This window comes from Brevundimonas sp. AAP58 (assembly GCF_001295975.1).
Classification (GTDB): Bacteria; Pseudomonadota; Alphaproteobacteria; order Caulobacterales; family Caulobacteraceae; genus Brevundimonas.
Genome location: NZ_LJHU01000011.1, coordinates 86,294 through 99,811 on the forward strand (window position 1 = coordinate 86,294; position 13,518 = coordinate 99,811).

A 13,518-nucleotide genomic window follows, 5' to 3' on the forward strand; every position below is an offset into this window, starting at 1 on the left:
GGCTTCCTTTAGTTCGCCAGGACCTTGGCGAGCGCGCTCGCCAGGATCTGGATGTCAGCGTCCAGCGTCGTCTCGGTGGCGGCGACCAGCAGGACGTCGTCCATGCCGGCCCCGGGGTTCAGACGGCTGAAGGGCACGCCAGCCAGCACGCGGTGCTCGGCCAGACGCTCCACCACTTCAGCGGCGGGGCGCGGCAGGCGCACGGCGAATTCGTTGAAGAAGCGCGGTGTCAGAACTTCCACGCCCGGAATGGCGGCCAGCGCGTCCCGCGTCGCCAGGGCCTTCTCATGGTTCAGCAGGGCCAGCTTCCTCAACCCCGTCTCCCCCAGCAGGCTCATGTGGATCGAGAAGGCCAGGCAGCACAGGCCCGAGTTGGTGCAGATGTTCGACGTCGCCTTGTCGCGCCGGATGTGCTGCTCGCGCGTCGACAGGGTGAGCACGAAGCCCCGCTCGCCGTCCGCGTCGACCGTCTCGCCGCACAGGCGGCCCGGCATCTGGCGGATCAGCTTTTCGCGGCAGGCGAACAGGCCGACGTAAGGACCCCCATAGTTCAGAGCGTTGCCGATCGACTGGCCCTCGGCCGCGACGATGTCGGCCCCCATCTCGCCGGGCGATTTCAGCAGACCCATCGACACGGCCTCGGTGACCACCACGATCAGCAGGGCACCGGCGGCCCGAGCGGCCTCGGCGATCTTGGTCACATCGGTGGCAGTGCCGAAGACGTTGGGCGTCTGCACGACCACGCAGGCCGTGTCCGGTCCGATCTTGCCGATCACGTCGGCTTCGGCGTCGATCGCGGCCGGCAGCACCTCGGTCTCGACACCCACGGCGTGGACCACCGTCTCGGTCGCCGCGACATAGTGGGGATGCACCCCGCCCGAGATCACCGCCTTGTTCCGGCGCGTCACCCGTGTGGCCATCAGCACGCCCTCGGCCATGGCGGTCGAGCCGTCATAGAGCGAGGCGTTGGCCACCTCCATCCCGGTCAGGTTCGCGACCTGGGTCTGGAACTCATAGAGGTACTGTAGCGTCCCTTGCGCGATCTCGGGCTGGTAGGGCGTGTAGCTGGTCAGGAACTCCGAGCGCTGGATGATGTGATCCACCGTCGCCGGCACATGGTGGCGATAGGCCCCGGCCCCGCAGAAGAAGGGCACGTCGCCCGCGACCGTGTTCTTGGCCGCCAGGCCTTTCAGCGCCCGCTCGACCTCCAGCTCCCCCATGACGCGGGGCAGGTCCACGACGCCGTCGCGCCGCGCGGACTGCGGCACGTCCACGAACAAGTCGTCGATCGACGAAACGCCGATCGCCGCCAGCATGGCGGACCGGTCGTCGGGGGTCAGGGGCAGGTAGCGCATATCTCTATTCCGCTCATCCCCGCGAAAGCGGGGACCTAGTGCTTTGGGCGAAGACTGTCGCCGGGGAGGACGAACCACTCATCCCAGTCACCCTGCCTCGCAACAGGACTGGGTCCCCGCTTTCGCGGGGATGAGCGGAAGAAACTAAAGGGTGGTCAGGAACTGGTCGTAGGCCGCGCGGTCCATCAGGCCGTCCAGCTCGGCGGGGTTGGTGACCTTGATCTTGGCGAACCAGCCGGCGCCCTCCGGGTCGGCATTGACGGTCTCGGGCGCCGAGGCCAGGGCGTCGTTGCCCTCGATGACTTCGCCCGAGACGGGGGCATAGACGTCCGACGCCGCCTTGACGCTCTCGACCACGGCGAACCCGTCCTTTTGCGATACGGCGCGGCCGGCTTCCGGCGTTTCGACGAACACGACATCACCCAGCTGGTCGGCGGCGTGCTTGGTGATGCCGACCGTGGCGACGTCGCCCTCGAGCCGGACCCATTCGTGATCCTTGGTGAACTTCATGACGGCCTCTCAGCTCTTGGGTTTGCGGTGATAGCGTTGGGCGACGAAGGGCATGGCGACGACCTCGGCGGCCGCAGGCTTGCCCCGCACGATGACCTGGAGCGCGGTGCCCAGCGCCGCGTGCGACGGCGGCACATAGCCCATGGCGATGTTCTTTCCGAGGCTGGGCGACGGTCCGCCCGAGGTGACCTTGCCGATCACCTGGCCCTCCGCATCGGCGATCTCCGCGCCCTCCCGGGCCGGGGCGCCTTCCTTGACGTGCAAGCCGATGCGAACGCGGGCGGGGCCCTCCGCCAACTCCTTCAGCACCCGCTCGGCGCCATTGAAGTTCGCGGCTTCCTTCCTCGACTTCGACAAGGCGAAGGTCAGCGCGCCCTCGACCGGCGAGGTCGTCGGATCGATGTCGTGCCCGTGCAGCGGCAGGCCGGCTTCCAGCCGCAGGGAGTCCCGCGCTCCGAGGCCGATCGGCTTCACCCGCGCGTCCTGGAGAAGCAGGTTCCAGATGCGCTCGGCGTCCTTGGCCGGGACCGAGATCTCATAGCCGTCCTCGCCGGTGTAGCCCGAGCGGGAGACGTAGCAGTCCACGCCGAACAGCATCAGTCGGGCCGTGTCCATGAAGCCGAACTCGGCCAGCACCGGCTCGTGGGCGACCATGACCTCGGCGGCTTCCGGCCCCTGAATGGCGATGAGGGCCCGGTCGTCCAGCACCGTCAGTTTCGCGTCCCCGGACAGGTGCGCCGCCCAGAAGGCGAAGTCCTCGTCCTTGTTGCCGGCGTTGACGACGACGAACAGGCCGTCGTGATCGGGCTTGCCAGCCATCAGATCGTCGATGATCCCGCCCGCTTCGTTCAGCAGCAAGGAATACTTCTGCTTGCCGGCCTTCAGCGCCTGATAGTCGCCGGGCACGAAACGTTCGAACTGGCGAAGCGCGTCCGCGCCCGTGATCTTGGCCTGGCCCATGTGCGACACGTCGAACAGACCGGCGTGCTCGCGCGTCCAGCGGTGCTCGGCCAGCACGCCCTCGTACTGGACCGGCATGTCATAGCCGCCGAAACCGACCATGCGCGCGCCCAGCGCCCGGTGCGCGGCGTTCAGCGGCGTGGTCTTCAGGGATGCGTCGGTCATGCGTTCAGACTTTCGAGGGCCGCGTCACTCGGCGGAAAGCTCCGCCGTCATCGCGCCCCCGCTGTCTGGGAAACCTGAGAGATTCCGCCGGTGACCCGGCTTGCTCCGTCGGCGCACTCCGTCAGGAGTGACTTTCCAGCGTCCGAACGTCCTCGCGGTCCTTTTGCCTGAGCGTTTCCGGGGCGGTTGCGCCTTCGGCTCCGGCCCGTAGCGATGGGCCGATCTCTCCCGCGAGAGCGACGCCACCAAGGCCCCGACTCCGCGCCGAAGTCAAGCGTGGCGGGCGACGTAGGCGTCCAGATCGGCGATATGACGCGCTTTCTCGGTCTCGGACAGGAAGGAGCCGGTGAAGCTGTTCCGGGCGATCCCGGCCAGCTGTTCGCGGCTCAGGCCGGTCGCATGAGCCAGCTGACGATAGTTCTCGTTCACATAGCCGCCGAAGTAGGCCGGATCGTCGGAGTTCAACGTCACCTTGATCCCCCGCCGCAGCATCTCCGGCACGGGATGGCGCTTGAGGTCGTCGACGACGCAGAGCTTGAGGTTCGACAGGGGGCAGACCGTCAGCGTCATCTGCTCGGCCGCCAATCGCGCGATCAGGGCCTCGTCCTCCATCGACCGGTTGCCGTGATCCATGCGGTCGATGTGGAGCAGGTCGAGCGCCTCCCAGACATAGGCGGGCGGCCCCTCCTCTCCGGCATGGGCCACACGCTTCAGACCCATCTCGCCTGCCCGGTCGAAGACACGCCGGAACTTCGACGGCGGATGCCCGACCTCGGACGAGTCCAGCCCCACGCCCTCGATCCGGTCCAGCCAGGGCTCGGCGGCCTTCAGCGTGGCGAAGGCGGCGTCCTCATCGAGATGGCGCAGGAAGCAGAGGATGAGCTTCGATGACACGCCCAGCCGCGCCTCGGCCTCCGCCATGCCGGAAAGCAGGCCGTCGGCCACGACCTGGAACGGGATGCCCCGGTCGGTGTGGGTCTGCGGATCGAAGAAGATTTCGGCGTGGCGCACATTGTCGGCCGCCGCCCGCTCGAAATAGGCGACCGCCAGATCGTGGAAATCCCGCTCGGTGCGGAGCACGTCGGCCCCGGCGTAGTAGATGTCCAGGAAGTCCTGCAGGTTCGAGAAGCTGTAGGCCGCGCGCACGGCCTCGACGCTGTCAAAGGGGATGGCGACCCTGTTCCTCCCCGCCAGTTCGAACATCAGCTCGGGCTCCAGACTGCCCTCGATGTGCAGATGCAGTTCCGCCTTGGGCAGGTCGTCAATGAAGGCGTCGAGGTCGGTCATGGGGCCGTCTCCCAAAGGTGCCTGATGCGAATAGGCGTAACGCGTGCGTCCGCGACCTTGCGCAGGAAGGCCCCGTCGGCGGTTACCAAATCCGAGCCGCGCGTCTCGGCCAGCGCCAGATAGAAGCAGTCATAGGCCGGGTGATCCAGCTTGAGCGAGAGATCGAGGGCTCGAACCGTCAAGGGCGTCATGCGAACCAGCTCCAGGCCGAGCTCCCCAAGGATGGTCTCGGCCTGTCTCGCCTCGAAGGCGGTGACGCGCGACAGGCGCACGTTCTTCCAGAGCGCATTGGCGCATTCGCTGACGATCAGTTCCGGTGCCGCGCATGACTGTTCGGCGACCAGGGTCCGAGCTTCCTCGCTGCCCTTCTCGGGGAGCAGACACTTGATGAGGACGCTGGCGTCCACGACGATCATCGCGTGTCGCGATCCTCGCGTATGAGAACTTCCGAACCGGGCGACAAGGGCCCGCCGTTTCGGTCCGCGATCGCCTTCCTCAAGGCGTCGGCCCGGGCCATCCACTCGACCTTGTCCGCCGAACCCAGAGCCTGATCCAGCAGGGCGCGATGCTCCGCTTCGGCCGACCGGCCATTGGCGGCCGCCCGCGCCTTCAGCCGACGCGCCACCTCGTCATCGACATTCCGCACATGCAGGTTCACGGGCATGGCCACACTCCTCTGCTAGCAGATATAGCACTACCCGTTGGAGACGACGAGCCTCAGGTTCCCGCGCCGGATCTCCGGCGTTGGTGTCTCCGGCCCCGGCGGAGGCGGCGCATCCTCCTTCGCGGACCAGGCGCGCGGCCGCTCGACATAGCCCGACCGCGTCAGGATGCGCTCGGGCAGGCCGCAGCGTTCCAGCATGGCGACCTCGACCTCGGTCCGCGCGTCGGCCCATTCCAGGAGCTGGCGGTTGTGACCCCGGGCCGGTGGGGCGACGCTGACGACGCGGATATGCGGATAGCCTTCGTGGAGGAACCGCGTCGTCGCGGCATGGTCGCCGTCGGTGGTCAGGATGTAGGCGACGTCGACCTTGTTCGCGGCGGCGTCGGCGGCGATGGCGAGCGCCAGGTTGACGTCACTCTGCTTCTCGGTCGCGTCCATCCACTGGTGGCCGCAGGCGTGGCAGTGGTCCGAGTGGACGACGAAGTGGCCCATCAGGCATCGCACCTGCCTGGCCCGCAGCGCCTCCTCATAGGCCAGCAAGGCCTCCATGCGGTCACGGCGCTGGGGCCGGTGGGCAGAGACCCAGGTCACGCCGGCCATGCGTTCGCCGGGTGGAACAAGCGCGCGGCCCAGCGCCATCAGGTCCAGCCACAGCAGCTCGCGCCGATTCAGATCGAGGATCGCGTGATGCAGGTTGAAGCCGTCGACATAGAGCCGGGCGCGCTTTCGGAAGACGGGCAGGCGAAAGCCGTCGCGGCGCACGACCGGCGTCTGGCCTCCCCTCGATCCCGACCGCCCCATGGATGGCCCCATCCTGTCTTCCCCCAAAGACAGTTAACCCGAGGATCGATGACGAGTCCGTGGCGCCGAGGCTACAGAGCGGCCGAGACGCTTACATCCGCTCCGGCGTCTCTATGCCCAGAAGGCGCAGCGCCGTTTCCAGCTGATCCAGCGCCGCCTTCGCCAGCGCTAGGCGGGATCCAACCACGGCCGGGTCTTCGGCCGCCAGAACCGGGCAGGCGGCGTAGAACTTCGAGAAGCTCTGGGCCAGGCGATAGGCGTGCTCGGCGATCGCGTGGGGCGCACGGCGGTCATAGGCGTCCGACACCGCCGCGTCGAAGGCGTCCAGCGTCAGGGCCAGCTCGCGCTCGGCGGGCTCGGCGACGACGATCGGTCCGGCCAGCACGCCCTGCGCCTCGGCCTTCCTCAGCAGGGATTTGATGCGGACGGCCTGATACAGCAGATACGGCCCGGTCTTGCCCTCGAAGCTCATGAAGCGGTCGAGGTCGAAAACGTAGCTGGTGGTCCGGTTGTTCGACAGGTCGGCGAACTTCAGCGCCGCCACGGCCACCTTGGCGGCGATGTCCTCGAACTCGGCGTCGGGCAGGTCGGCCCCGAGCTCGGCCTCGCGCAGGCGCTCGCGGGCCTTGTCGCGGGCCTGGGTGATCAGGTCGTGCAGCTTCAGCACCCCGCCCGCGCGGGTCTTGAAAGGCTTGCCGTCCGAACCGTTCATGGTGCCGTTGGCGGCATGCTCCAGCTGGCCCGGCGTAGCGTAGCCGCACTTGTAGGCGGCGCGGAACACCTGCTCGAAATGGTCGGCCTGACGCGCGTCTACGCAATACAGGACGAGGTCGAAATCCTGCTCGCGGCGGCGTTGCAGGATGGTGGCCAGGTCGGTCGTGCCGTACATGGCCGAGCCTTCGGACGAGACCAAGAGCAAGGGCGGCAGCTCGCGCTTGTCGTCCTCCTCGACCACCCGGATGATCCAGGCACCCTGATCGAACTCGGCCAGCCCCTTCGCCTTTATCTCCTCGACCATGGCCGGGATCAGGGGATCGGCGTCGCTCTCGCCGTTCCACAGGTCGAAGGTGACGCCCAGAGCGCCGAACTCGCGTTCCAGCGCAGTGCGGCTGACCGCCACGAAATGCCGCCACAGGGCGCGGTAGCCGGGGCGGCCGGCCTGAAGCTCCGCCGTCGCCTTGCGGGCGCGGTCGCGAAAGGCGGTGTCTTCCTTGGCCCTCGCGGCCGCCTGCGGATACAGCCTTTCCAGGTCCTCAAGCGTGACCGGACTCTGTTCGGGAAACGGGCCCTCGCCCTCGACCAGAAACGCAGCCGCCTTGCCTTCGTCGCCGACCGCGACGATCAGCAGACCCATCTGAAAGCCCCAGTCGCCGAAGTGGGCGTCGCCCCAGACGGTGTCACCCCGGAAGCGGAACAGCCGCTTCAAGCTCTCGCCGATGATGGACGAGCGCAGGTGGCCCACGTGCATAGGCTTGGCCACGTTCGGCCCAGCGAAGTCGACGATGACCCTGCGCGGTTCCGCCACCGGCGATGCGCCCGCGAACGCCGCGTCGTCGGCCACAGCCTGGGCTCGCGTCGCCAGCGCGGCGTCGGAGACCTTCAGATTGATGAAGCCGGGCCCAGCGACCTCGACGCCCGACAGGCGCGCATCGCCGTCAAGCCGCGCAGCAACCTTCGTCGCCAGCTCGCGCGGGTTGGTCTTCATCGCTTTGGCGGCGGCGAGCGCGCCGTTGGACTGGAAATCGGCCAGATCCGGCCGGTCCGAGACCGTCACCCGCGCCAGCGCCGCGTCCACGCCTTCGGCGGCGAAGGCGGCCGCGACCGCTTCGCCCAGGGCCGTCTTCAGGTCGGTCATTGTTCCGTCGGCGCCGTCGCGGCCTGGGCACCTGCGTTGATGCGGAAGCGGCTGCCCGTGCGATTGAACTCGGCCATCTCCGGCGTCACGTCGAAGCCGATCAGGATCTCAAAGTTGCCGCCCGACGTCGTCGCGTCGGCTCGCGGGATCACGATGGTCTGGCCTTGTTCAACCGAGGCCGTGCGCTGGCCGTCGAAATCCACCGGCAGATCGAAATATTCCTTGGCCAGAATCGCCGAATTCCGCTCGGTGACCGCGATCCAGTAGCGATAGGTGCGGCGATCATCGCTGGCCTGGGGGCCACGGCCCAGGTTGAACAGAACATTGGTCTGGACCGTGATCGGCTCGTCGGACTGATACGAGCAGCCTGCCGTCACGCCTTCGATTTCCCCGGTGTAGCCAACGGCCGACACGGCGGCCCGGCCACCCTCGAGCTCCACGTAACGGGCGGCGTCATAGAGAATCTTGACGAACGGACAGGGGCCGGCGTTCGGCCTGTTGCGAAGCGGAGCGAAGCGAGGCTGCCGGGCGCGCGGCCCCCCCTCTTCGCCTCGACCGGCCTCCTGGCGGTCGCGCTCGCGCTGCTGCTGGCTTTGGGCGGAGGCGGCACCGGCCGAGGCGAGGACCGCAAAGGCGGCGAGGGCGACGGTCGCAAGACGCATTCTGAACGGTTCCGGAAATCAAGGCGCTGACGAAAGCGCCGTCAGGCATCTCGCCTGATAGCGGCTAAAGCGAGGCGTCGCAAACCTCGCGAGGCCTCGCCACGGTGGCGATGTGGCAGGGAAGCGACTAGGTTTCCGACATGAACGCTCTCGCCCCCTCCCCCGACATTGCCCCGCGCCCCCTGACCGTGAGGATGGCCACGCCGCGCGGCTTCTGTGCCGGGGTCGATCGGGCGATCCAGATCGTCGAGCGCGCGATCGAAAAGTTCGGCGCGCCGGTCTATGTCCGCCACGAGATCGTGCACAACAAGCATGTGGTGGATCGGCTGAAGGGTCTCGGTGCCGTCTTCGTCAAGGAGCTGGACGAGTGTCCGGATGATCGGCCGGTTGTCTTCTCGGCGCACGGCGTGCCCAAGTCAGTGCCCGCCACGGCCCGGGCGCGTGAGCTGCTGTTTCTGGACGCCACCTGTCCTTTGGTCTCCAAGGTCCACGTCGAGGCCGAACGACACCATGCCAACGGCAGGCACATCATCCTGATCGGCCATGCCGGCCATCCAGAGGTGGTCGGCACGCTTGGCCAACTGCCCGAGGGCGCGATCAGTCTGGTGGAGACGGTCGAAGACGCCGAGGCGTTCCAGCGGCCGGGCGATCAGCCTCTAGCCTACGCCACGCAAACCACGCTGTCGCTGGACGATACCGCCGAGATCGTCGCGGCACTGAAGCGGCGCTTTCCGGAGCTACCGGACCCGCACAAGGAAGACATCTGCTACGCCACCACCAATCGGCAGGAGGCGGTCAAGCAGTTGGCCAACGGCTCGGACCTGGTGCTGGTCGTCGGATCGAAGAATTCGTCCAACTCGGTGCGGCTGGTTGAGGTCGCGCTGCGGGCCGGGGCCCGGGACGCGCGGCTTCTGGACGACGCAAGCCAGCTGGACTGGACCTGGCTCGAAGGGGTTTCGACCGTCGGCATCACGGCCGGGGCGTCCGCCCCCGAGCCTCTGGTTCAGGGCGTGATCGACGCCCTGCGCGGGCGGTTCGACGTCACTGTTGCGGATGATCCGGGCGAGCCCGAGACGGTGACGTTCAAGCTGCCTCGGGCTTTGACGGTCTAAGGCGTCAGTTCCGGTCGGCCTGTTGCGATCCACCGGACAGGGCGGCCGCTTCAGCCGGTGACGCCGGGGCCGCGACCTCTTCCTCGGTGGCGGTTGCCATCGAGTCTGGGGCCGGCGTGACGCCGCCGTCGGTCGGAAGCGCCGTCGGACCGCCGACGGCCGGGGCGGTGGTGGACTCGATCTCGGGGGCGGGAGCGGCGTCGGCCGGCTCCTCGGCGGCGGGGGTGCAGGCGGCGAGCGCCAGGGCGGCGGCTCCAGTCACGAACAGCAAGGTGCGCATCGGGTTCTCCTTGGACGGCGTTCGACGAGGAACGGCCAAGGTCGCCAATGGTTCAGTCGCCGACGAAGTCCTGGGCGAACTCGGGGGCGTCGCCGTCCTCTATGGGGTCTTCCTCGTCCTCGGAGCCGGTGCGCGAGGGGTCCGGCACCTCGAAGCCGACAGGCAGCGACAGGTCGAGCAGGCCCGCCGCCTTCATCTCGGCCGCGCCCGGCAGGTCATAGAGGCTGGCGAGGCCGAAGTGCTCCAGAAAGCGGTCGGCGGTCGCATAGGTCACGGGGCGGCCCGGCGTGCGGCGACGTCCCCGCAGACGGACGAACCCCATCTCGAGCAGAAGGTCGAGCGTGCCCTTGGATATGGAGACGCCCCGCACGCTCTCGATCTCGGCGCGGGTCACAGGCTGGTGGTAGGCGATGATGGCCAAGGTCTCCAGCGCGGCCTTGGACAGGCGGCGGGGCTCCTCGCGCTCTTCTGTCATAAGAAAACCGAGGTCGGCGGCGGTGCGGAACCGCCAGCGATCGGCGACGCACTCCAGCTCCACGCCCCGGCCTTCGTAGCGGGCGCGGAGCGAGGCAATGGCGCGGCCAACGTCGGCCCCTTCGGGCAGGCGGCGCGCGATGTCGGCGGCCGACAGAGGCCCGGCGGCGGCGAACAGCAGGGCCTCGACCCGGCGTTCGATCTCGGCCTCGTCGGGGGCGAAACGCAGGTCGCTCACGGCGTCAGCTCCAGCGGCTGGCCCCGGCCCCGGCGTTTCAGCCAGACGTCCTCGAACGCCTTCTCCTGTCGCACGTCCATCGCGCCTTCCTTGACCAGTTCCAGACTGGCGGAGAGGGTCGAGGCGGTGAAGCTGGCCTGGCTTGGCCCCTCGCCTTCGTCCCGGACCGGGGCCACGCGGGTCAGCGGCGTCCAGTCGGCGAGGCGGGGCAGGATGTTCCTCAACCAGTCGCGGGCTTCCTCAAGCGCGAAGGCCTCGATGCGCTGGGTCGGATTGTACTGGCGGCCCTGCTCACGACGCCGTTGGCCGACATAGGCGGCCATGAGCTCATACAGGCTGGCGTCGATGCGGTCGGACGGCACGATCACCGTCGCCTCCGGGTCGCCGCGCGTGAAGACATCGCGCTTCAGCTGGGGCCTGGCCATGAGGGCTTCGGACGCCTTTCGCATGGCCTCCAGCTTCTGCAGGCGAAAGGCCAAGGCGGCGGCCATTTCCTCGGCCGGCGGTTCGTCGGCCTTGCCCTTTTCGGTGCGGGGAAGCAGCAGCCGCGACTTCAGATAGGCCAGCCACGACGCCATCACGAGGTAGTCGGCCGCCAGGGAGAAGTTCCGGCGCCGAGCCTCGTGCACGAAGGCCAGATACTGCTCGGCCAGTCGCGTGATCGACAGCTTCAGCAGGTCGACCTTCTGCGTCCGGGCGAGCGCCAGCAGCACATGCAGAGGGCCTTCGTAGCCGTCCAGATCGACCACGAAGGCGTCGCGCGCGTCGACTTCATCGACGGCGGTGAAGTCCAGGTTCGGTTGGAACGCCTCCGCCATCCTCAGGCCTGAGCCTCGCCAACGTCGGGACCCTTGGCGGCAGTCAGGCGACCAGCCAACATGGCGTCGAACCGGCCGCGCGCCTCGAATACATCCAGCGGCTCGGGCGTATGGACGATGCGGGCGAGCGCCGCCGAGGCCCGGCGCGCGGCTCCTCCCTTCAGCTTGCCCACCCCGGCCATGACCTGCTCCATCTCCGCCATGTCGCCGGTCCAGTGAATGACGAGGTCGCACCCGGCCTTGAGCGACTTTTCGGCCCGCTCGGTCAGATCGCCGGAAAGGGCATTCATGCACAGGTCGTCGGACAGGAGCAGGCCGCCGAACCCGAGCCGCTCACGGATCAGTCGGATCGCCTTCTTCGACTGGGTCGCCGGACGCTTTTTGTCGATGGCGGTGAAGACGATGTGGGCCGTCATGCCGATCGGCATGTCCGACAGGGCCTTGAACGGGGCGAAGTCCCAGGCGTCCAGATGATCCAGATCGGCGTGGACGGTTGGCAGTTCCTTGTGGCTGTCGGCGAAGGCGCGGCCGTGGCCGGGCATGTGCTTGATGACCGGCAGGACGCCGCCCGCCAGAAGTCCCTCGGCCACGGCCCGACCGAGCTGCGCCACGGTCGCCGGATCCTGGGCGTAGGCGCGGTCGCCGATGATGTCGTGTGCACCGGGCGTGGGCACATCCAGCACCGGGGCGCAGTCGACGTTGATCCCCACGGCCTTCAGGTCGTGCGCCATCAGCCGCCCGCCCAGCCGCGCGAGCTCGCGCGCTGTGAGGGGATCGTTGGTCGCCTTCAGGAAGGCCTCGCCCGGTGGATACCTGGACCAGTGCGGCGGCCCAAGTCGCTGGACCCGGCCGCCCTCCTGATCGACCAGAACGGGGCAGTCCCAGCCCACCGACTCGCGCATCGTATCCGTCAGCCGCAGGACCTGCTCCGGGCTTTCGACATTGCGTCGAAACAGGATGAAGCCCCAGGGCCGCGCCTCGGCGAAGAAGGCGCGCTCGTCCCCGGTCAGGATCGGGCCCTTGCAGGCGAGGATGGCGGCGCTGGACACGCCGCCTAGCGTACCAGGCAGTCGCCACCGCCCGCCTGGATGGCGGCGCAGAAGGCGCGGGCGTCTGCCGCCGACAGCCCCGTGAACGTCGTGCGATAAACCGTCGAGCCGTTCGAAGCCGTCACCTCCTGCACCCGCTTGGTGGCGTTGCGGGCGAATTGCGGAAAGCGGGCAGCGACGGCGGCGTACTCGCGATCGGCGATGGCCGTCGAGGAGAAGGCACCAATCTGGACGGCTGCGCTGCCTCCGGCGCCGTCAGCGACAGGCGCGGGGGTTTGGACAGCCGCCGGCCGGGTGGCCGGAGCCGTCGGACGCACGGGTTCGGCCTTCTCGGCGGTCTCGATAGGACGCGGGACGGGGCGAGGCAGTGGCGTCTCGGGCGGAGGAGCGAACTCGGGAGCGGCGGTGGTTTCAGGGACCTCGTCATAGAGGCCGACATCCGCTTCCGGGTCTATCGGCTGGGCCTCGATCGGGGCCTCAACTTTCATCTGGGCCACGGGCGTGCCGACAGCCGGCGGCGCGTCCGTCGAGGACCGCAGGCCGGAGCGATAGAACAGGACGACCGCGATGATGAGGACCAGCAGCACCCCGGCGCTGACCAGCAAGGTCACCGGCGGCGCTTTCCGGGGCGGCGCGCGGCGCGGGTCGTAGCCGCCCCTGTTGAACGGCAGGTCGTCATCCGTCGGCGGCGTATAGGCGCCTCGGTCGCGGGGACGGTTGTCGTCGTCGTAGGACATGGTCTGTGCGCCTCGGTTCGGGCTCCGCACGAATCGGCGATCCGGCCCGTCAGTCTATGCCGCCCCGGCCCCCGTGAGGAATCACAGATCGAGCGCGAGGTCGAGGGTGAACAGCTTCCTGTGTTCCTCGATGGCATAGCGGTCCGTCATGCCGGCGATGTAGTCGCAGACGGCCCGGGCCCTCCTGTGAAGATCGTCGGTCACGGCGCGGGCACCCCACTCCGTCGGCAGGACCTCTGGCTCGGCCATGAACAGCTGGAACATTTCGGCCAGGATACGCCGGGCTTGGCTGCGGGTCCGGTTGACCCGGTAGTGGCGATACATCCGCTCGAACAGGAAACGCCGGAGGTGGCCCAGATCGGCAAGCATGGTGTCGGAGAACTGCACCAGCGTGCGCCGTGCCGCCCTGACGTCCTCGGTCGAGGCCACGCCGTCTTCGGTAATGCGCCGTTCAGTCTCGGCCAGGACATCGTCGACCATGACGCCGATCATGCGCCGCACGGCCTCGAGCCGCAGCATCCGCTCGGACAGGTTCGGCCAGTCCTGGCGGG

General features: G+C 68.4%; 15 protein-coding genes, 1 pseudogene and 1 riboswitch. Of the genes and pseudogenes, 1 reads left to right on the plus strand and 15 read right to left on the minus strand.

Annotation, left to right across the window (positions count from 1 at the left end; genetic code table 11):
* Positions 1-8: 8 nt before the first annotated feature.
* The 9 genes from gcvPA to IP78_RS01705 form a co-directional block, all read right to left on the minus strand.
* Positions 9-1,355: an aminomethyl-transferring glycine dehydrogenase subunit GcvPA gene (gene gcvPA, locus IP78_RS01665; RefSeq protein ID WP_054109972.1), complete on the minus strand. Its 1,347-nt coding sequence runs from the start codon at positions 1,353-1,355 to the stop codon at positions 9-11.
* A 144-nt stretch (positions 1,356-1,499) separates the two neighbouring features.
* On the minus strand, positions 1,500-1,865 hold the full coding sequence (gene gcvH / locus IP78_RS01670) for a glycine cleavage system protein GcvH (RefSeq protein WP_054109973.1): 366 nt from the start codon (positions 1,863-1,865) through the stop codon (positions 1,500-1,502).
* A 9-nt stretch (positions 1,866-1,874) separates the two neighbouring features.
* Complete coding sequence (gene gcvT / locus IP78_RS01675; protein ID WP_054109974.1) at positions 1,875-2,990, minus strand: glycine cleavage system aminomethyltransferase GcvT; 1,116 nt, start codon at positions 2,988-2,990, stop codon at positions 1,875-1,877.
* Between the two features lie 145 nt (positions 2,991-3,135).
* A riboswitch (glycine riboswitch) is annotated at positions 3,136-3,231 on the minus strand.
* A gap of 29 nt (positions 3,232-3,260) precedes the next feature.
* Positions 3,261-4,277, minus strand: coding sequence for an adenosine deaminase (locus IP78_RS01680; RefSeq protein ID WP_054109975.1), 1,017 nt, complete (start codon positions 4,275-4,277; stop codon positions 3,261-3,263).
* Complete coding sequence (locus IP78_RS01685) at positions 4,274-4,693, minus strand: type II toxin-antitoxin system VapC family toxin (protein ID WP_054109976.1); 420 nt, start codon at positions 4,691-4,693, stop codon at positions 4,274-4,276. Before IP78_RS01685 ends, IP78_RS01680 begins: the two co-directional genes overlap by 4 nt.
* Positions 4,690-4,941 carry a hypothetical protein gene (locus IP78_RS01690; protein WP_054109977.1) on the minus strand — a complete coding sequence of 84 codons (252 nt, stop codon included), beginning with the start codon at positions 4,939-4,941 and terminating at the stop codon, positions 4,690-4,692. The genes IP78_RS01685 and IP78_RS01690 overlap by 4 nt, the downstream gene beginning before the upstream one ends.
* Before the next feature lie 30 nt (positions 4,942-4,971).
* The gene (locus IP78_RS01695) at positions 4,972-5,754 is read right to left on the minus strand and encodes an NYN domain-containing protein (protein WP_231680852.1); all 783 of its coding nucleotides are present in this window, start codon (positions 5,752-5,754) and stop codon (positions 4,972-4,974) included.
* Between the two features lie 79 nt (positions 5,755-5,833).
* Positions 5,834-7,597 (minus strand): arginine--tRNA ligase, encoded by a 1,764-nt coding sequence (gene argS / locus IP78_RS01700; RefSeq protein ID WP_054109979.1) that lies wholly within the window; start codon positions 7,595-7,597, stop codon positions 5,834-5,836.
* Positions 7,594-8,259 (minus strand): hypothetical protein, encoded by a 666-nt coding sequence (locus tag IP78_RS01705; protein ID WP_054109980.1) that lies wholly within the window; start codon positions 8,257-8,259, stop codon positions 7,594-7,596. Before IP78_RS01705 ends, argS begins: the two co-directional genes overlap by 4 nt.
* A gap of 140 nt (positions 8,260-8,399) precedes the next feature.
* Here IP78_RS01705 and ispH point away from each other — a divergent pair, with 140 nt between their 5' ends.
* Positions 8,400-9,371, plus strand: a complete 972-nt coding sequence (ispH, locus tag IP78_RS01710) for a 4-hydroxy-3-methylbut-2-enyl diphosphate reductase (RefSeq protein WP_054109981.1) — start codon at positions 8,400-8,402, stop codon at positions 9,369-9,371.
* A gap of 4 nt (positions 9,372-9,375) precedes the next feature.
* On the opposite strand, the gene IP78_RS01715 is transcribed toward ispH, so the two are convergent.
* The 6 genes and pseudogenes from IP78_RS01715 to IP78_RS01740 form a co-directional block, all read right to left on the minus strand.
* Complete coding sequence (locus IP78_RS01715; protein ID WP_054109982.1) at positions 9,376-9,651, minus strand: hypothetical protein; 276 nt, start codon at positions 9,649-9,651, stop codon at positions 9,376-9,378.
* A 52-nt stretch (positions 9,652-9,703) separates the two neighbouring features.
* Entirely contained in the window at positions 9,704-10,363 is a 660-nt protein-coding gene (gene scpB / locus IP78_RS01720; protein WP_054109983.1) for an SMC-Scp complex subunit ScpB, read from the minus strand.
* The gene (locus tag IP78_RS01725; protein WP_054109984.1) at positions 10,360-11,181 is read right to left on the minus strand and encodes a ScpA family protein; all 822 of its coding nucleotides are present in this window, start codon (positions 11,179-11,181) and stop codon (positions 10,360-10,362) included. The genes scpB and IP78_RS01725 overlap by 4 nt, the downstream gene beginning before the upstream one ends.
* A 2-nt stretch (positions 11,182-11,183) precedes the next feature.
* Entirely contained in the window at positions 11,184-12,230 is a 1,047-nt protein-coding gene (gene nagZ, locus IP78_RS01730; protein ID WP_054109985.1) for a beta-N-acetylhexosaminidase, read from the minus strand.
* 5 nt (positions 12,231-12,235) lie between these two features.
* Positions 12,236-12,967: an SPOR domain-containing protein gene (locus IP78_RS01735; protein WP_054109986.1), complete on the minus strand. Its 732-nt coding sequence runs from the start codon at positions 12,965-12,967 to the stop codon at positions 12,236-12,238.
* 81 nt (positions 12,968-13,048) lie between these two features.
* Positions 13,049-13,518 (minus strand): annotated as a pseudogene (locus tag IP78_RS01740) (deoxyguanosinetriphosphate triphosphohydrolase); the annotation flags it as partial.